Origin of the sequence: Streptomyces sp. NPDC012510, from assembly GCF_042955065.1 — a bacterium.
GTDB lineage: Bacteria > Actinomycetota > Actinomycetes > Streptomycetales > Streptomycetaceae > Streptomyces.
The window spans coordinates 1-17,094 of record NZ_JBIBEN010000033.1 but is presented as its reverse complement, the minus strand read 5'-3'; the positions used below and the strand labels follow the sequence as shown (position 1 = coordinate 17,094).

The following is a 17,094-nucleotide window of genomic DNA, read 5'->3' as shown; positions in this document are numbered from 1 at the left end:
GATAGTTTACGGCGGCGCATACGGAGGTCGCGGAGACCCGGGGAGGGCGGAGAATGAGCGCGGTGGTCTACGAGCAGCGCGAGGTGAGGCGGGCGCGGTACGCCGTGGCGGCCGTGTTCGCGGTGCACGGCGCCGTCACCGGCTCGTTCGCCACCCGTGTGCCCTGGATCCAGGACCACGCCGGGGTCAGCGCGGGCCAGTTGGGGCTCGCGCTCGCGTTCCCGGCGATCGGCGCGTCCGTGGCGATGCCGCTCGCCGGTCGGATCAGCCACCGCTTCGGCGCGCGTCCGGCGCTGCGCGGGCTGATCTCGCTGTGGACCATCGCGCTGATCCTGCCGTCGCTCTCACCGAATCTGTGGACGCTGTGCCTCGCGCTGTTCGTGTACGGCGCGACGGCGGGCATGGCGGACGTGGCGATGAACGCGCTCGGCGTCGAGGTCGAGAACCGCCTGGGCAAGTCGATCATGTCGGGACTGCACGGCATGTGGAGTGTCGGCGCCCTCGTCGGCTCGGCGGGGGGCACGCTCGCCGCGCATCTGGGCGCGGACGCCCGACTGCACCACGGGCTGGCGGCGGCCTCCCTCACCGTCCTCGGTCTGGTCGCCTGTCAGTGGGTGCTGGACCTGAGGCCCACGCAGGACGAGGAGCCGCCGCCCCGCTTCGCGCTGCCGCCGAAATCGGCGTTGCTGATCGGCGCGGTCGGGTTCTGCGCGGTGTTCGCGGAGGGGGCGGCCCTGGACTGGTCGGCGGTCTATCTGCGGGACCGGTTGGAGACCTCGGCCGGGCTCGCGGCGGCGTGCACCACCGGTTTCATGCTGACCATGGCGCTGGCCCGGATCGCGGGCGACGCGGTGGTCGACCGTTTCGGCGCGGTCCGCACCGTACGGGCGGGCGGTGTCCTCGCCGTGCTCGGCGGTCTGCTCATCGTCGTGGCGAAGCAGCCGGCGGTCGCCATGGCCGGCTTCGCCCTGATGGGTGCGGGCATCGCGGTCGTCGTACCGCTCTGCTTCGCCGCCGCCGGCCGCAGCGGGCCGAACCCCAGCCAGGCCATCGCGGGCGTCGCGACCATCACGTACACCTCGGGGCTGGTCGCGCCGAGCGCGATCGGCGGTCTGGCGCAGCTCACCAGCCTGGTCGTGTCGTTCGGTCTGGTGACCGTACTGGCGTGCGGCCTGGTCGCCTTCGCGGGGGTGCTGCGCTCCGGTGAGCGTGACCGCCGGCGGACCAGCCAGCCGGACACGGCGGTTCCCGGGCCCCGGCCCTGAGGAGAGCCGCCGGATCGCGGCCGCGCTCGGCAGCCACAAGTCGCTGGTGCCAACGGCGGTCCGATCGCCAGGTCCGATCGCCGGGTCCGATCGCCAGGTCCGGCCGCCCGGCGCCAGACCGCTCGACCGCTCGGCCGCGGCCAGGACCGATCTTCGCCGGGAGCGCAGCCCGCGCCGACCCGTACGATCAGGGCCGTTCGCCGCGCCGCCGAGCGCCTCAGCTCCGCACCAACTCGTACGCGTACTCCGGTGAGAACGCTCCCGCCCTCCCCCGGCACCCGTCGGACTCGCCCGGCAGCTTCACCCACAGGTAGGCGTGGACGCCGGGCTCGCCGGTGGTGAGGGTCGGCGGCCGGCCGAGGCCGCGGCCGGCGGGGTCGCACCACTCGCCGTCGACGGGGGCGCCGTTGCCGTTGCGGCTGGTGTCGATGACGGCGCCGAGGTCCGCGTGGCCGCCGAGGGCGTCGAGGACCCGGCGGGTGTAGGCGACCTCGGCCTCCGTGCGGTTGAAGTTGGACACGTTGCTGAAGACGCCGTCGGAGCCCTCGGGCGAGGCCGCGCCCGCCTGGCGCAGGAGCGCCGCCTGTTTGTCTGGCGGGTTCCATTCCGAGTGCCCGGCGTCGTAGTAGACACGGGCGCGAGGGTTGGCGGCCTTCAGGACGCGGCCGGCGCGGGCGAGCGAGGCGAAGCGGTCGGCGCGGGCGCCGGCTGAGAGGCAGTCGGCCTGGGCGATCGCGTCGGGTTCCAGGATGACGATGGCCTCGTCCGAGCCGAGCCCGGCGGCGAACGCGTCGATCCACGCGTCGTACGCGTCCAGGTTCGCCGCCCCGCCCCGGGAGGCTCCGTCGCAGTCGCGGTCCGGGATCGCGTACGCGACGAGGACGGGAACCCGCCCCTGGGCGGCGCCTCCGGAGGCGACCGCGGCGACCTGGGAGGCGGCGGTGGCCGGCGTCGGGTCCGTGAACCAGACGGCGGCCGGGCGGTCGGCGATGCCCGTCTCGATGACCGCGCCGCGTGGGTCGCCGGGGTGGGAGCGGACCCAGTCGAGGACCTGGGAGTCCGGGTGGCGATAGAGCTCGCCCGGTGGGGTCACGGGCTCGCTCCGCGCTTCGGTCTTCTCCGCCGAGGAGGTCACCCCTGCCTTCCGAGAGGGGGCGGGCGACGAAGACGGCGATGGTGACGGTGAGGTGCGGGACGGGAAGGGCGCGTCCGGAGTCGGCTCGACCGGATGGGACATCAGGTCCGGTGAGCTGCTCATCTGGGGGAGGGCCTCGTCGGCGCCTCCGTCACCGTTCAGCGTCGTCACCATCCCGGTGACCGTTCCGACGACGGCCACGACAGCCACGACGGCCACCGCGGCGGCCATGGCACCGCGTCTCGCCGCCCGCATGCGTGCGGCTCGGCGTGCGGCCAGACGCTGGGCACGTAAGCCTGACACCTGGTGCTCCCCCCTGCGCCCCGGACTTCGCCCCGGACTGCGCCCCGTCGGCCACCCGTTGCCTCCGCCGCGCCCGCGTTACCCCGTTCCGGGGACGCGCCGGGCACGGCGACACCGCTGCCAGCCTAGGCCTGAGACCCTGCCAGTCATGGCGCAGTTGGAACATTTCACCCATGCCATGGACTCGTCCGTGGACTCAGTGGACACCGTCGTCTCCCGTATGCGCGCCCTCGACGCGGTCCTGCCCGAGCCGGACGGGATCGCGGTCTTCAACCGCGTCTACCTCACCGTCACGGAGGCCATCGGCCGGCGGCTGGACGCCGGTCGTTTCCCGGACGCCGAGGCGGCGATCACCTTGGACGCGCTCTTCGCCGAGCGGTATCTGAGGGTGGCCGAGGGCGGCCGTCCGCCCGCGTGCTGGCGGCCGCTGCTGCAGTTTCGGCGCCATCCGGGCGTACGTCCGCTGCAGTTCGCCCTCTGCGGGATCAACGCCCATATCGGGCACGATCTCGCGCTGGCCGTCGTGGACACCTGTCGTACGCTCGGCTGCGAACCGGACGACCTGGAGGACGAGTTCGAGCAGGTGGGCGATGTCCTCGTATCGCTGGAGGAGCGCGTCCGCGAAGAGCTGATGCCGGGCCCCGACCTCCTCCAGATCGCCGATCCGCTCACCCATCTGCTCGGTGCGTGGAGCCTGGAGCGGGCCCGTGAGGCCACCTGGTCGGCCGCCCGCGCGCTGTGGGCGCTGCGGGGACTGCCCGACCTCGCGGAGGAGTTCGGCGATCGCCTGGACGCGGCGGTGGGACTGACGGGCCGCATGCTGCTGACACCACTGCCGCACTGAACCACCGGCCGCTCACACGGTCGGCGCTTCGAGGCGCGCGGCCGGGCGCTGGAGGATTTGGTGGGCCCCGAGCCGCGCCGGCCGGACCCCGTACTGTCATCGGGAGCAGCGCGCCTCTAGTCCTCCGGAAGTTCGACGGGCGCGATCTCGTGGTAGACGTCCCCGGGGCCGGGGTTGGTCGCGTCGGTCGTGCCGCCGAAGTGGTGCATGACGCCCCAGACCGCGTTGAGGGCGGTCTGGATCGCGCCCTCGGCCCAGCCGGCCGTCCAGGAGATGTCGTCGCCGGCGAGGAAGATGCCCCGCTTGTCCTCGGGCAGCCGGTCCTGCATGAAGTGGGTGAACAGCCGCCGCTGGTAGCGGTAGTGGCCGGGTAGGTTGGCCTTGAACGCGCCCATGAAGTAGGGCTCGTTCTCCCAGGAGACGGTCACCGGGTTGCCGATGATGTGGCTCCGGATGTCGACGTTCGGGTAGATCTCGCCGAGCGACTTCAGCATGACCTCCATCCGCTCGTTCGCGGACAGCGGCAGCCACTTCAGGCTGTCGTCGCACCAGGTGTAGGAGAGGCAGATGACGGCGGGTTTGTCCGGGCCCTCGTCCAGCAGGTAAGTGCCGCGTGTCATGCGGTCGGTGAGCGTCATCGACATGACGTCCCGGCCGGTCTCCTCGTCCTTGTCGAGCCAGAAGGGCCGGTCCACCGGCACGAAGAGCTTGGAGCTCTCCATGTAGTGGGTGCGCTCGATGGCCGTCCAGTGGTCGATCGGGAAGAGCGAGTCGTCGCAGGAGATCTTCGAGAGCAGCATCCAGGACTGGGCGGTGAAGATCGCCGCCTGGTAGGTGCTGATGTCGCCGTGCGCGTCGGTCACGGTGATGCGGTTGCCGGCCGTGCGGTGCAGCCGGGTGACGGCGGGGCGTGGCTCGCCGCCCTCGTGCAGGGTCGCGAGCGAGGTGCCCGGGGCCCAGTGGACGATCTTCTGCGGCTCGCGCTCCCACAGACGCAGCGGCAGTTGCTGGGAGCCGCCCACGATGCCGCGGTGGTGGTCGTCGGCCTCGGTGTAGACGACGCGCAGGATCTCCAGGATCGAGTTGGGGAAGTCGGTGTCCCAGCCGCCCGTGCCGAAGCCGACCTGGCCGAAGATCTCGCGGTGCCGGAAGGACTTGAAGGCCTCGGAGTCGCAGAGGAAGCCGTAGAAGGTCTGGTTGTCGAGTTTCTCGACGAGCCGGGACCAGATCGCGCGGATGCGCGGGACGTCACGCTCGCGCAGGGCCCTGTTCATGTCGGAGAAGTCGGCGCCCTCCTCCAGACACCGGTTCCAGGCCTCCGCGACGTCCCGGTAGACCTGCGGCAGGTCGTCGATGGTCTCGGCGTAGTGCGACTCGCCCTTGAGGTCGACGACGGTCGACGGGGTCGCGTCCGACAGGGGGTTGGGGAACGGCCGCGTCTCCAGCCCCACCAGGTCGATGTAGTGCCGCAGGGCCGTGGAGGACGGCGGGAAGCGCATCGCCCCCATCTCGGCGGTGAGCGAGGGATCGCACCCGTCGAAGCCGACCGTCCGCAGCCGTCCGCCGATCCGGTCGGCCTCGTACACGACGGGCTTCAGCCCCATCTTCATCAGCTCGTACGCCGCCACGATCCCGGACAGCCCCCCACCGATGACCGCGACCTCGGTGCCGTGTTCGGTCGCCGGGATCTGGCCCAGACCGGCCGGGTGGGCCAGGAAGTCGTCGTACGCGTACGGGAAGTCCGGGCCGAACATGGTGATCGGCGGCTGCTGCTCGTCTGCGTGCTCGATGGCGTTGGGCACGGTGGACGTCATGGGGTACGGACTCCTTGCACGAGAGCTGAGGGGTGGGGCTGGAGGGGGAGGGCTCAGACGAGGGACCCGTAGAGGCCGGGGCGGCGGTCACGCAGATACGGGTTCGCCTCCCGTGAGGCCGCGAGGAGGGCGGGGTCGACATCGGCGAGCACGAAGTCCTCGTCGCGTCCGGCGCGGGCGCGCGCGACCCCGTCGGGCCCGGCCAGCGTGGACAGCCCGACGAACTCGAACTCCCCTTCGCGGCCGACCCGGTTGACGTACGCCACGTACATCTGGTTCTCGAAGGCACGCACCGGGATCATCGACTCCGCGACGAACTGGAACGGGTGCATCTGGGCCGTCGGCACCACGAGCAGGTCGGTGCCGGCGAGGGCGTGGGCGCGGACGTTCTCCGGGAACTCCACGTCGTAGCAGATCATGAGCCCGACCCGGAGTCCGCCCAGCTCGGCCTGTACGACGGTCTGCCCGCCCGGTGTGAAGTGGTCCTGCTCGAAGCAGCCGAAGAGATGCGTCTTGCGGTAGTTCGCCAGCCGGACGCCCTCGGCGGAGACGAGCTGCGCCGAGTTGAAGACCGCGTCACCGGCGCGCTCCGGATACCCGTAGGCGACCGCGACCCCGTGCCGCCCCGCGATGTCGGCGACCGCGCCGGCCGAGTCGCCGTCGGCCGCCTCGGCGAGCCGTGCGATGTCGTCCCCGATCGCATACCCGGTCAGGAACATCTCCGGCGCCACCAGCAGCCCCGCCCCGGCCGCGGCGGCCCGCCCCGCGGCCTCGTCGAGCACCTTCAGGTTCCCGACGACCGAGCCGGGCCGGCCGGAGCTCTGGAGCAGGGCGGTACGCATGCGTGTTCCTCACCGGGACAAAGGGGTGTTGGGGGGTCGGAAAGACGGTACGGTCGCCGCGCCGGGCGGGACAAGCGGCAGCCATTGCGCGCCGATGAGGGATTCGTTGCGTGCGGGAGGGGGTGAGCGGAGATCTGTTGCGCGCCCCCGTGAGCGCCCCGTCAAGAGGCGCGAGGAACGGCGCGACCAGCCGCCACCGACCCGCATTCGCAGCCCCAGCCCAGTCGCAGCCGCAGCCGCAGCCGCAGCCGCAGCCGATCCCCCCACCCCCTAGGCGCGTCTTCGCACCAGCACGATCGCCGTCACCAGATACGGCACCGCGAACACGGCGAACGCGACCCCGTGCGCATGGGACGCGCCGATCACCGCGTACGCGGCGAACACACCCACCGTGGCCAGCTCCGTCCCCATGCTCGCGACGGACGTCAGAGTCGCCCGGCGCTCCCCTTCGATCCTGGCCTGCAACCGCGCGTCGGCGAGTACGTTGACCAGTTGGAAACCGCCGAAGGCGACGGCCACGAGACCGATGCCGACCGGAGTGCCCATCAACGCCCCCACGGCCAGCGCGCACGCCGAGCCCGCCAGCACCGTCCCGAGCCCGGTCGTGCTCAACCGCTCCCCCGCCCCGGTCAGCAGGCTGCCGACGGCCGGCCCCACCCAGATCACCAGCAGCAGATACGGAACCGTCTGCTCGGCCACCCCGGTGTCCCGGACCAGCAACGGTGTGTACTCGTCCAGCGCACCCCAGACCGCGCCGACGGCCGGCACCAAGAGCAGCGCCCCACGCACGGACCGGTCCCCGCGGACTTCGGCAAGCCCGGCCCGCAGGGTGGCGAGGGTGGCGCCCCACGCCGTCTCCCGAGTCACCGCCTCCCGGCCCCGGGGCGCCGTTTCCCGCTCATGAGTCACCTCTCCCGGTTTCCGCGCCGCCTCCTGCCGGTGCTCGGGGAACCGGGTCGCCACGATCGAGGTCAGCACGCAGACCAGCGCACTCGCCGCCCCCACGGCCGGGTAGCCGCCGAGGGCGAGCACCGGCCCGGCCAGCCCCATCGCCGCCATCACGGCGACCATGCCGACCGCCTGGGCGCGGCCGATGACACGGGCGTACCGGTCGGCCGCGCCGAGCCGGTCCAACTCGTCGTACACCAACGCCTCCAGCGCGCCGGAACCGAGCGCTCCACGGATGCCCCAGAGGACGAAGCCGAGGGCGAAGGCCCAGTACGACGGAACGATCACCCACAGGGCGAAGCCGGTGGCGGTGAGCAGCGGCCCGAGCCACAGCAGCAGCCGTCGGGAGACGGCGTCGGCCCAGGCACCGGAGGGCACCTCCAGCACGATGCCGGTGATCGACCAGAGGGCGAAGAGGGATGAGATCTGCCAGAGCGACAGCCCGGTGTCGCTGAACAGCAGCGCGTACACCGGGTAGAGCAGCACGAAGTCGTCAAGGAACGCGTAACCGTACAGCGTGGCCGTGAGCCGCCGGACACCGGTGCTTGCGGTGTTGCCGGCGTCGGGCGTACGCGCAGGTGAAAGAGTCATGAGGCCTTCCCGCAGGAGCGATTCGGACGTCGGACGCACGACGCCCGAGGCGGCCCTCGGGAGGCACGACTGGTGGATCAATGTCGCCAGGTCATGGCATCGATGGTAGGCGAGTGAGGGGTTTTATCAACAGCTAGGCAGGCGCCCCGGAGGAAAATCGCCGCAGCAGGGGCGACAGCACCAGAACGGACTTCGTCCGCTCGACGAACGGCTCCCCGGCGATCCGCTCCAGCACCCGCTCGAAGTGCCGCATGTCCGAGGCGAACACCTGCACGACGGCATCGGCCTCCCCCGTGACGGTCGACGCGGCCACGACCTCCTGATACCGCTCCAGCCCTCGCTGGATCGTCTCCGGCGACGTGTTCCGCCTGCAGTAGATCTCGACGAACCCCTCGGTCTCCCAGCCGAGCGCCGCCGGGTCCACGCGGACGGTGAATCCGGTGATCGCCCCGGTGGCCCGCAGCCGGTCCACCCGGCGCTTCACCGCGGGCGCGGACAGCCCCACGAGGTGGCCGATGTCGGAGTAGGAGCGGCGGGCGTCCTCGGCGAGGGCGTGCACGATGCGTTCGTCGAGATCGTTCAGCACTGCGGGTGAATCACTTCTCTGGAGTTGATGAAGTAGATGAAGTAGATGAAGCCGACGGAGACGGTGACGGCGAGGGGGTCGCGAGGCGCGACCGGCGATAGCCGTAACTGAAGTAGAACACGAGCCCGACGGCCATCCAGACCCCGAAGACGACCCAGGTGACGGTGGCGAGGCTGCCCATCATCCAGACGCAGAACGCGAATCCCAGCGCGGGCAGCAACGGCGACAACGGCACCCGGAACGTCCGCGGCATCTCCGGCCGAGTCCGTCGCAGCACCACGACGGCGACATTGACCAGGGCGAAGGCGAACAACGTACCGATGCTCGTGGCATCGGCGAGCTGCCCCAGCGGAACGGCCGCGGCCAGCACACCGCAGAACAGCGAGACGATCACGGTGTTGACGCGCGGCGTCCCGGTCCTCGGGTGCACGCGCGAGAACACCTTGGGCACGAGCCCGTCCCGTGACATGGCGAACAGGATGCGGGTCTGCCCGTACAGCACGGTCAGCACCACGCTCGCGATGGCGATGACGGCACCCGCCGCCAGCAGCGTCCCCCAGAACGCGTCCCCGGTGACGTCCTTCATGATCCCGGCGAGCGCGGCCTCGGACTCCCCGAACCGCTCCCAAGGCCGTGCCCCGATCGCGACGGCGGCGACCAGCACGTACAGCGCGGTGACGATGACCAGCGACAGCATGATCGCGCGCGGCAGGTCGCGCTGCGCGTTCTTCGCCTCCTCACCGGCGGTCGAGGCCGCGTCGAACCCGATGTAGGAGAAGAAGAGCGTCGCCCCGGCCGCGCTGACCCCCGCCATCCCGAGCGGCATGAAGTTCTCGTAGTTGCCGGACCGGAAGCCCTGCAGACCGATGAGGCAGAAGAGCAGCAGCGCGGCGATCTTCACCACGACCATGATCGTGTTGGCGCGGGCGGACTCCCGGGCCCCGCCCAGCAGGAACGCCATCGCGAGCAGGACGACGATCAGTGCGGGCAGGTTGAAGATGCCTCCGTCACCGGGCGGCGCGGACAGCGCGGCCGGAATGGTCACGCCTACGGTCCCGTCGAGCAGTTCGTTGAGGTACTCGCCCCAGCCGACGGCGACGGCCGACACCGAGACGCCGTACTCCAGCACCAGACACCAGCCGCAGACCCACGCGACCAGCTCGCCCATCGTTGCGTACGCGTACGAGTACGAGGAGCCGGAGACCGGGATGGTGCCGGCCAACTCCGCGTAGGACAGGGCCGAGAAGAGCGCGGTGAGGCCGGCGATCAAGAAGGAGAGGGTGACGGCGGGCCCGGCCTTGGGGACGGCTTCGCCAAGGACGACGAAGATGCCGGTACCGAGGGTGGCACCGATGCTGATCATCGTGAGCTGCCAGAGCCCGAGGGAGCGCCGCAGCGACCCTCCCTCACCCTGACCACCCTCCGCCACCAGGCGTTCCACGGGCTTGCGGCGCATCAGCCGCACCCCGACGCCTCCGGGCGGCGGGGCCGACTGACTCTCGTCCTGCGGGGGTGCGCCTTGGTCGAGCACGCGTGGCTCCTTCATCGCTGCCGGTCAGGGCGGGTGAGGACCGACAGCACCGAACAGCAGGGGGCCACCGAGCAGGAGGTCCCCGCCACGCCACGTACAGCGCATGACCCTATGGGCCAAAGCTTCACAAGCGTAATGCGGCAACCTTGCGCACCCCCGCAAGATCGTTGCGTGCATCGAGGGCTGGCGTGGCTTCGTTGCACGGCCGCTCACCACCGTTGCGCAACGCCGACGGAGTCAGGGGCGCGGGGCTGCATTCGACATGCGGCTCCGCCGCGTGGGCGCGACAGGCCACGACGAACCCGCACCCGCCACCGCCCAGCTCCTTCGAGCTCTCAGGCGCTCCTAGCTCCAACTCGCGTGCAGCGGCTTGCCCTCCGCATACCCGGCCGCACTCTGAATCCCCACGACGGCCCGCTCCGCGAACTCCTCCAGGGACCCGGCCCCCGCATACGTGCACGAGGACCGCACCCCGGCGATGACCGAGTCGATCAGATCCTCGACCCCCGGCCGGGCCGGATCCAGGAACATGCGCGACGTGGAGATGCCCTCCTCGAACAGCGACTTGCGCGCCCGGTCGTACGCCGACTCCTCGCTCGTGCGGTTACGCACAGCCCGGGCGGAGGCCATCCCGAACGACTCCTTGTACAGCCGCCCGTCGGCGTCCTGCTGAAGGTCGCCCGGCGACTCGTACGTCCCCGCGAACCACGACCCGATCATCACGTTGGACGCGCCCGCGGCCAGCGCCATGGCGACATCGCGGGGGTGGCGCACACCCCCGTCGGCCCACACGTGCTTCCCGTACTTCTTCGCCTCGGCCGCACACTCCAGCACGGCCGAGAACTGCGGCCGCCCGACACCGGTCATCATGCGGGTCGTGCACATCGCACCGGGCCCGACACCGACCTTGACGATGTCCGCGCCCGCCTCGATCAGATCCCGCACGCCCTCGGCGGCGACGATGTTGCCGGCCACGATCGGGACCCGGGGGTCGAGATCACGCACCAGCTTGATCGCGCTGATCATCGACTCCTGGTGGCCGTGCGCGGTGTCGATGACGAGCGTGTCGACGCCCGCGGCGAGCAACTGCTCGGCCTTGCTGGCGAAGTCGCCGTTGATGCCGACGGCAGCGGCGACCCGCAGCCTGCCGTTCGCGTCCACGGCCGGGGTGTACAGCGTGGCGCGGAGCGCGCCCTTGCGGGTGAGGATGCCGGCGAGGCGGCCGTCCTCGTCGACGGCGGGCGCGTACCGGCGGTTGGCCGCGTCGAGGCGGTTGAAGGCCTCTCGGGGGTCGATGTCGGCGTCGAGGAGCAACAGGTCGCGGGACATGACGACTTCGAGTTGGGTGAAGCGGTCGACGCCGCTCAGATCCGCGTCGGTGACGACACCGACGGGCCGCAGACCCTCGTCGACCACGACGCCCGCGTTGTGCGCCCGCTTCGGCAGCAGGGCCAGCGCGTCGGCGACCGTCTGGTGCGGGTTCAGCACGATGGGGGTGTCAAGGACGAGGTGGCGGCTCTTCACCCAGGAGATGACGTCGGTGACGACCTCGATCGGGATGTCCTGCGGGATGACCACCAGGCCACCGCGGCGAGCGACCGTCTCGGCCATGCGGCGGCCTGCGATGGCGGTCATGTTGGCGACGACGAGCGGGATGGTGGTGCCGGTGCCGTCCGGGGAGGCCAGGTCCACGCCCTGCCGCGATCCGACGGCGCTACGGCTCGGGACCATGAAGACGTCGTCGTACGTCAGGTCGTACGCGGGCTGGATGTCATTGAGGAAACGCACGTGCCGCACATCCCAGTCGATCAGAGGTGACCCCCTGACAGGACCGCCAGGGGGAAGAGCACGTACTTCATTGTCCCATGTCGGCGGGTACGGGCGGGCCCGACGGATCGTCCAGAGGACCCCCACGCGGCGTCGGAGGATCCTCCGAAGGCCACACGCGCCGGGCGGCCCGCGCGCGCAGGCGGCCGCACGCGCCGGACGGCCGCACGCGCTAGGCGACCGCGACCCCGCCGCCCAGCGCCAGTACGACCTTCAGTTCGGTCGCGGTGCCGTTCCAGTGGTCGACGGCCTCGGCGAAGACCTCCTGCGCCATGCTCCAGTCGTTCGGCACGGCCAGGGCGAACTCCCGCCAGCCGGAGATCACGAGCAGCCGGCCCTGTACGGGGGGCGCCCAGGACAGGTCGGTCAGGCAGTCGGCGAGGGCGTCCCAGTTGCGGCCGAAGTGGTCGGGCAGGTCGAGGGCGCGGGCACAGCGGTCCATGAACGCGGGCTTGGCGGTGGCACCCGCGAGGTCCAGCTCCATGTACGCCCAGCCGCCGGCCGCCAGCGCCTCCGCGAGCGTGGCGTCAGTCATGTCAGTACCGTCCCGATCGAGTCGTGGTGATCATCGATCCAGCACACCACGACGAAGCGCTCCACCGGGCCGGGGCGCGCCCCGGACGGGCGCGGGGCCATGACACATGCGGCCACGTGGGCGCGACCGGCCACGACGAACCCGCGGCGGTCGCCGTGCCCGGCTCGGCGGGAGCCCCGTCGGTCACCCGCCGAGCGCCCTGTCAGGGCCCGTCCGGGTCCGCCCGGTTGAGCGCCGGGCGCGGCGTCTGACCCGCCGTCAGCAGGTAGTCCGCCGCGGAGGTGTCGGTGACGAGGCTGGTCACCAGCCCCGACCGCAGCACCGCGTCGATCGCGGCCGCCTTGCGCTGCCCGCCGGCGATCGCGACGACCTCGGGGATACGGCGGAGCTGGTCGGCCTTGACCGTGATGCACCGCTCACCGAGGTCACGCCCGACGCGGCGGCCCTCGGAGTCGAAGAGGTGCGCGGACATCTCGGCGGCGACACCGAGGGAGGCGTAGTGGCCCCGCTCCTCGTCGCTGAGCATGTCGTGCACCGTGGAGATGCCCGCCTCCCAGGAGCCGATGGAGACACAGGCGACCGTGACCTTGTCGAAGTACTCGAAGGCCCGTGCGATCCCGGTCTGATGGCGCAGCGCGATCGCCGTGGCCGCGTCCGGCAGCAGCATCGGCGCGTAGATGGGGTGGGCGTCACCCCCCGACACCTGCGCGGCCCGCCGTACCGCCTCGACCGAGCCGCGCTCCGCGGTCCCGGCGTCGTACACGCCCGTCAACTGCACCACTGTGCAGGGCGGCAACCGGTCCAGGGCGGCCGCCATGTGGATGGTGGAGCGCCCCCAGGCGAGGCCGAGGACATCGCCCTCGTTCACCAGTTCGCCTAGCAGGTCCGCGGCGACCTCGCCGAGGTTCTCCGGGTCGGGCGACTCCTGCGCCTCGGCCGGGGACTCGACGACCACGGCGTGCCGGAGGCCGTAGCGGGCGCGCAGGGCGTCGGAACGCTCGGCGTCCAGCTCGGCGGGGACGCGGATCTCGATACGCACGAGATCCCGTTCGAGGGCGGTCTCCAGAACACGGGCCACCTTGAAGCGGCTGACGCCGAACTCCTCGGCGATCTGGATCTTGGACTTGCCCTCGAGGTAGAAACGGCGTGCCATGGCCGCCGCCTGAACCAGCTCAGCGGGTCCCATCCGCATGGCTGACCGGCCCGCCGACATACCCGACACGGCCTTCTCCTCACTGCTCTTCACACATGGATACGCCGTTCATCCTTGCAGATCCGGCGTTTTCGATCAGCCCGAAGGGACGCCGTTCACGTTTCCTTGGCCCCGCGGTCGCCCGATGTGCCCCGCCCGCCCGGCTTCGCAACCCTTACCTCCGTCACCTCCGTGGTTCAGTGGCCGCAGGCCCAGCCGGCGGTCGCCGTCGTGGCCTCCGCCTGGGCCCGCAGTGCGCGGACCGCCTCGGCCGGGTCCTCGGCCCCGTACACGGCGGAACCGGCGACGAAGACGTCGGCGCCCGCCTCGGCGCAGCGCTCGATCGTGGACGCCGCAACACCGCCGTCGACCTGAAGCCACAGGTCGAGACCGTGCTTGCTGATCAACTCGCGGGTGCGGCGGATCTTGGGGAGCATGATGTCGAGAAAGGCCTGGCCTCCGAAGCCCGGTTCGACCGTCATGATCAGCACCATGTCGAGCTCGGGCAGCAGGTCCTCGAACGGTTCGATCGGCGTCGCGGGCCTGAGCGCCATGGAAGCCCTGGCGCCCTTGGCCCGGATCTCGCGGGCGAGCCGCACCGGTGCGGCGGCCGCCTCCACATGGAAGGTGACGGAACCGGCACCCGCTTCCACGTACTGGGGCGCCCACCGATCGGGGGCCTCGATCATCAGGTGGCAGTCCAGCGGCGTCCGCGTCGCACGGGCCAGGGACTCCACGACCGGCACACCGAGCGTGAGGTTCGGGACGAAATGGTTGTCCATCACGTCTACATGGAGCCAGTCGGCCCCTTCGACCGCCTTCGCCTCGTCGGCGAGACGGGCGAAATCGGCGGACAGGATGCTTGGGTTGATCTGCGCGGCCATGGACCAAGCCTGCCATGCTCTCCGGGGGTTGCGGGCACCGGTACCGGGTGGGAACGGTGGCACCTCGGCCGCGGGCCGTTCGTGGTTGCTCGCCCAGTTCCCCGCGCCCCTGATGGGGCACGGCCGTGGAGGTCGCCATGACATCGGACCGCGGTGTCGCGCACCTCGTGTGTGGGCGGCGGGCCAAGTGGGTCGTGCTGGTGCTGTGGCTCGCCGTGCTCTTCGTCCTGGCACCGTTCGCGACCAAGCTCACCGACGCCCAGGACAACGACGCCTCGTCCTGGCTGCCGGGGTCCGCCGAATCCACGCAGGTCCTGGAGCTCTCCGAGGACTTCCGGCCCCAGCAGATCCCGGCTGTGGTCGTCTACGCCCGGGAGAGCGGTCTGACCTCGCAGGACCGGGCCGAGATCGAGGAGGACGTACGGCAGCTCAAGCAGGTGCGCGACCACGGGATCATCGGCTCCCAGACCCGCGGCCCCGTGTACGACCGTGAGGCCGACCCCCGGGCGGCGCAGGTCTATGTGCCGGTCACCATGGACGAGGAGGGCTGGGAGCGGATCGCGCCGGCCGTCGACTCGATCCGGGACGAGGTGGGCGAGGGCGGTGAGGGGCTCGCCGTGCACATCACGGGTCCGGGCGGTACGTCCGCCGACTTCTCCGAGGGGTTCGAGGGCATCGACTCCACCCTGCTGCTGTCGGCGATGGCCGTCGTCATCGTGATGCTCCTGCTCACCTACCGCAGTCCGACCCTGATCCTGGTCCCGCTGCTGGCGGTGATCGCCGCCCTGTTCACGGCCCAGGCGTTGATCTACCTGCTGGCGGAACACGCGAGCCTGACCGTGAACGGCCAGAGCGCGGGCATCCTCACCGTCCTCGTCTTCGGCGCGGGCACCGACTACGCCCTGCTTCTCGTGGCCCGCTACCGCGAGGAGCTGCGCCGCCACGAGGACCGGCACGAGGCGATGGCCCTGGCCCTGCACCGGGCCGGCCCGGCGGTGCTGGCGTCCGGCGCGACGGTCGTCCTCAGCATGCTGGTGCTGCTGGCCGCCGAGATGAACTCGACGAGGGGCCTGGGCCCGGTGGCTGCCGTCGGCGTCGCCGTCGCCCTGCTTGCGATGATGACCCTCTTCCCCGCCCTGCTGGTGATCTTCGGCCGGTGGATCTTCTGGCCGGTGATCCCCCACCTGGGCAGCGCCGATCCGACCGAGCGAGGTATGTGGGCCCGCATGGGCCGTCGTTTCTCCCGCCGCCCCCGCACGGTCTGGGTCGCCACGGCGGCGGCCCTCGCCCTGTGCTCGCTGGGCCTGATCCAGCTGCGCGCGGAGGGCATCGGCAACGCGGACGCCTTCACCGGCGAACCGGACTCGATCGTCGGTCAGAAGGTCTCCGCACGCTACTTCCCGGCGGGCAGCGGCGATCCCCTCGTGATCATCAGCGACCAGGCGCAGGCCCCGGAGGTGGGACGCGTGGTCGCCGACACGGAAGGCGTCGTGGCGGACTCGCTGGGCCTGCCCCCCGGCACCAAACCCGTCCATGAGGGCAAGGTCCTCTTCGAGGCCACCATGTCCGACCCCGCCGACAGCGAGGCCGCCAAGGACACGGTGGAGCGCGTCCGCGACGCCGTGCACGCCGTGCCGGAGGCCGACGCCCAGGTGGGCGGCGGTACTGCGGCCCTCCTCGACATGGACGAGGCGACGACCCATGACAACGTGCTGATCATCCCGCTGGTGCTGGTGGTGGTCCTGTTGATCCTCTGTGTCCTGCTGCGCGCGCTGATCGCCCCGCTCCTGCTGATCGGCACGGTGATCCTGTCCTTCACCGCCGCACTGGGCATCAGCGCACTCGCCTTCAGACACCTCTTCGACTACGCGGGCGAGTCGACCGACTTCCCGCTGTTCGTCTTCGTGTTCCTGGTCGCCCTGGGCATCGACTACAACATCTTCCTGACCACCCGAATCCGTGAGGAGGCCGCCCACCAGGGCACCCGCAAGGGCGTGGTGACGGGCCTGGCGGCGACGGGCTCGGTGATCACCTCGGCGGGCCTGGTCCTCGCCGGCACGTTCGCCGCCCTGGGCACCCTCCCCATGGTCGCCTTCGCCGAGATCGGCTTCGCGGTGGCCCTGGGTGTCCTCCTGGACACCTTCGTCGTACGGTCCGTGCTGGTCACGTCTCTGTTCCTGGACGTGGGACCGAAGGTGTGGTGGCCCCACCGCCTGGCCCGGGAGGACGGCGGAGCACCCCCGCCGAGAGCACCGTCGCAGAGCCCGACGGGCGCCGGCTGACCGCGCGCCGGTCCGGGACCTGGATCGAGACCGTTCCCGAAGCCGCGGGGACGCGCCGGGGAACGTCCCCGCGACGGCAGGCCGGGGTGCGGGATGTCACCTGGCCGGATGGCGGACGCGTGCTGCGGGTGCCTCGCTTCCACACGGGCAGACGGAACCTGCCAAGCCGGGGGCACCGCCCGTCCTGATTGCCCGAGCGGTGCCCCGACAGGTCCCGGGTCAGACGCGGCGGCGGGTGAAGCGCTGGTTGGGACCGCCGGTGTAGGTCCACTGGGAGATGCGGGCCCCGTCGGCGGTCGAGTGCCCCATGACGTCCATGGCCAGGCCGGACTCCCGGTTGACGAGGCTGATCACGTCACCGCCGTGGTCGACGACGCGCCACTGCTGGCCGGTGGCGCTCGTGTCGGCCTGTTGGACGACGTCCGCGCCGGTCGTGGTGCCGGTGGGCTGGAGGAACAGGCCACTGTGCCGGGCCTTGACGCGGACGTGGCCGTCGCCGGCGTCCACGAACTCGA

The 17,094-nt window shown here is 71.3% G+C and carries 14 protein-coding genes; 3 read left to right on the top strand and 11 right to left on the bottom strand.

All coding sequences use genetic code 11. The features are described from left to right. Nucleotides 1-53 precede the first annotated feature (53 nt). Nucleotides 54-1,265 carry an MFS transporter gene (locus ACFY9I_RS38795; protein WP_391011176.1) on the top strand — a complete coding sequence of 404 codons (1,212 nt, stop codon included), beginning with the start codon at nucleotides 54-56 and terminating at the stop codon, nucleotides 1,263-1,265. A gap of 217 nt (nucleotides 1,266-1,482) precedes the next feature. Here ACFY9I_RS38795 and ACFY9I_RS38790 read toward each other — a convergent pair whose 3' ends face one another. After that, nucleotides 1,483-2,655: a glycoside hydrolase family 6 protein gene (locus tag ACFY9I_RS38790; protein ID WP_391011330.1), complete on the bottom strand. Its 1,173-nt coding sequence runs from the start codon at nucleotides 2,653-2,655 to the stop codon at nucleotides 1,483-1,485. Nucleotides 2,656-2,851: 196 nt separating this feature from the next. Between ACFY9I_RS38790 and ACFY9I_RS38785 the strand changes: the two genes are divergently transcribed. Further along, complete coding sequence (locus tag ACFY9I_RS38785) at nucleotides 2,852-3,547, top strand: DUF5995 family protein (protein ID WP_391011173.1); 696 nt, start codon at nucleotides 2,852-2,854, stop codon at nucleotides 3,545-3,547. Between the two features lie 116 nt (nucleotides 3,548-3,663). Here ACFY9I_RS38785 and ACFY9I_RS38780 read toward each other — a convergent pair whose 3' ends face one another. From ACFY9I_RS38780 to rpe, 9 genes are all read right to left on the bottom strand, one after another. Next, entirely contained in the window at nucleotides 3,664-5,361 is a 1,698-nt protein-coding gene (locus ACFY9I_RS38780) for an FAD-dependent oxidoreductase (RefSeq protein ID WP_391011170.1), read from the bottom strand. A 53-nt stretch (nucleotides 5,362-5,414) separates the two neighbouring features. Next, on the bottom strand, nucleotides 5,415-6,203 hold the full coding sequence (locus ACFY9I_RS38775; protein ID WP_391011167.1) for a nitrilase-related carbon-nitrogen hydrolase: 789 nt from the start codon (nucleotides 6,201-6,203) through the stop codon (nucleotides 5,415-5,417). Nucleotides 6,204-6,473: 270 nt separating this feature from the next. Next, nucleotides 6,474-7,742 (bottom strand): MFS transporter, encoded by a 1,269-nt coding sequence (locus ACFY9I_RS38770; protein WP_391011164.1) that lies wholly within the window; start codon nucleotides 7,740-7,742, stop codon nucleotides 6,474-6,476. Between the two features lie 133 nt (nucleotides 7,743-7,875). Next, nucleotides 7,876-8,328 carry an Lrp/AsnC family transcriptional regulator gene (locus ACFY9I_RS38765; protein WP_327730596.1) on the bottom strand — a complete coding sequence of 151 codons (453 nt, stop codon included), beginning with the start codon at nucleotides 8,326-8,328 and terminating at the stop codon, nucleotides 7,876-7,878. Between the two features lie 10 nt (nucleotides 8,329-8,338). Further along, complete coding sequence (locus tag ACFY9I_RS38760; protein ID WP_391011161.1) at nucleotides 8,339-9,859, bottom strand: amino acid transporter; 1,521 nt, start codon at nucleotides 9,857-9,859, stop codon at nucleotides 8,339-8,341. Between the two features lie 345 nt (nucleotides 9,860-10,204). Further along, the gene (locus ACFY9I_RS38755; protein ID WP_391011158.1) at nucleotides 10,205-11,647 is read right to left on the bottom strand and encodes a GuaB1 family IMP dehydrogenase-related protein; all 1,443 of its coding nucleotides are present in this window, start codon (nucleotides 11,645-11,647) and stop codon (nucleotides 10,205-10,207) included. A 211-nt stretch (nucleotides 11,648-11,858) separates the two neighbouring features. Next, entirely contained in the window at nucleotides 11,859-12,221 is a 363-nt protein-coding gene (locus tag ACFY9I_RS38750; protein WP_391011155.1) for a barstar family protein, read from the bottom strand. 202 nt (nucleotides 12,222-12,423) lie between these two features. Beyond that, entirely contained in the window at nucleotides 12,424-13,467 is a 1,044-nt protein-coding gene (locus tag ACFY9I_RS38745; protein ID WP_391011152.1) for a sugar-binding domain-containing protein, read from the bottom strand. Between the two features lie 143 nt (nucleotides 13,468-13,610). After that, a complete protein-coding gene (rpe, locus tag ACFY9I_RS38740; protein ID WP_391011149.1) occupies nucleotides 13,611-14,297 on the bottom strand; it encodes a ribulose-phosphate 3-epimerase in 687 nt (228 codons plus the stop codon). A 137-nt stretch (nucleotides 14,298-14,434) separates the two neighbouring features. On the opposite strand from rpe, the gene ACFY9I_RS38735 reads away from it, so the two are divergent. Then, on the top strand, nucleotides 14,435-16,579 hold the full coding sequence (locus tag ACFY9I_RS38735) for an MMPL family transporter (RefSeq protein WP_391011146.1): 2,145 nt from the start codon (nucleotides 14,435-14,437) through the stop codon (nucleotides 16,577-16,579). A 219-nt stretch (nucleotides 16,580-16,798) separates the two neighbouring features. Here ACFY9I_RS38735 and ACFY9I_RS38730 read toward each other — a convergent pair. Then, nucleotides 16,799-17,094: RICIN domain-containing protein (locus ACFY9I_RS38730; RefSeq protein WP_391011144.1), on the bottom strand; the 296-nt coding region annotated here is incomplete at its 5' end.

Coding starts and splice junctions, on each gene's coding strand:
- ACFY9I_RS38750 (WP_391011155.1), bottom strand. CDS start 12,221: ATGACTGACGCCACGCTCGCGGAGGCGCTGGCGGCCGGCGGCTGGGCG.
- rpe (WP_391011149.1), bottom strand. CDS start 14,297: ATGGCCGCGCAGATCAACCCAAGCATCCTGTCCGCCGATTTCGCCCGT.
- ACFY9I_RS38735 (WP_391011146.1), top strand. CDS start 14,435: ATGACATCGGACCGCGGTGTCGCGCACCTCGTGTGTGGGCGGCGGGCC.
- ACFY9I_RS38795 (WP_391011176.1), top strand. CDS start 54: ATGAGCGCGGTGGTCTACGAGCAGCGCGAGGTGAGGCGGGCGCGGTAC.
- ACFY9I_RS38775 (WP_391011167.1), bottom strand. CDS start 6,203: ATGCGTACCGCCCTGCTCCAGAGCTCCGGCCGGCCCGGCTCGGTCGTC.
- ACFY9I_RS38780 (WP_391011170.1), bottom strand. CDS start 5,361: ATGACGTCCACCGTGCCCAACGCCATCGAGCACGCAGACGAGCAGCAG.
- ACFY9I_RS38770 (WP_391011164.1), bottom strand. CDS start 7,742: ATGACTCTTTCACCTGCGCGTACGCCCGACGCCGGCAACACCGCAAGC.
- ACFY9I_RS38785 (WP_391011173.1), top strand. CDS start 2,852: ATGGCGCAGTTGGAACATTTCACCCATGCCATGGACTCGTCCGTGGAC.
- ACFY9I_RS38790 (WP_391011330.1), bottom strand. CDS start 2,655: ATGCGGGCGGCGAGACGCGGTGCCATGGCCGCCGCGGTGGCCGTCGTG.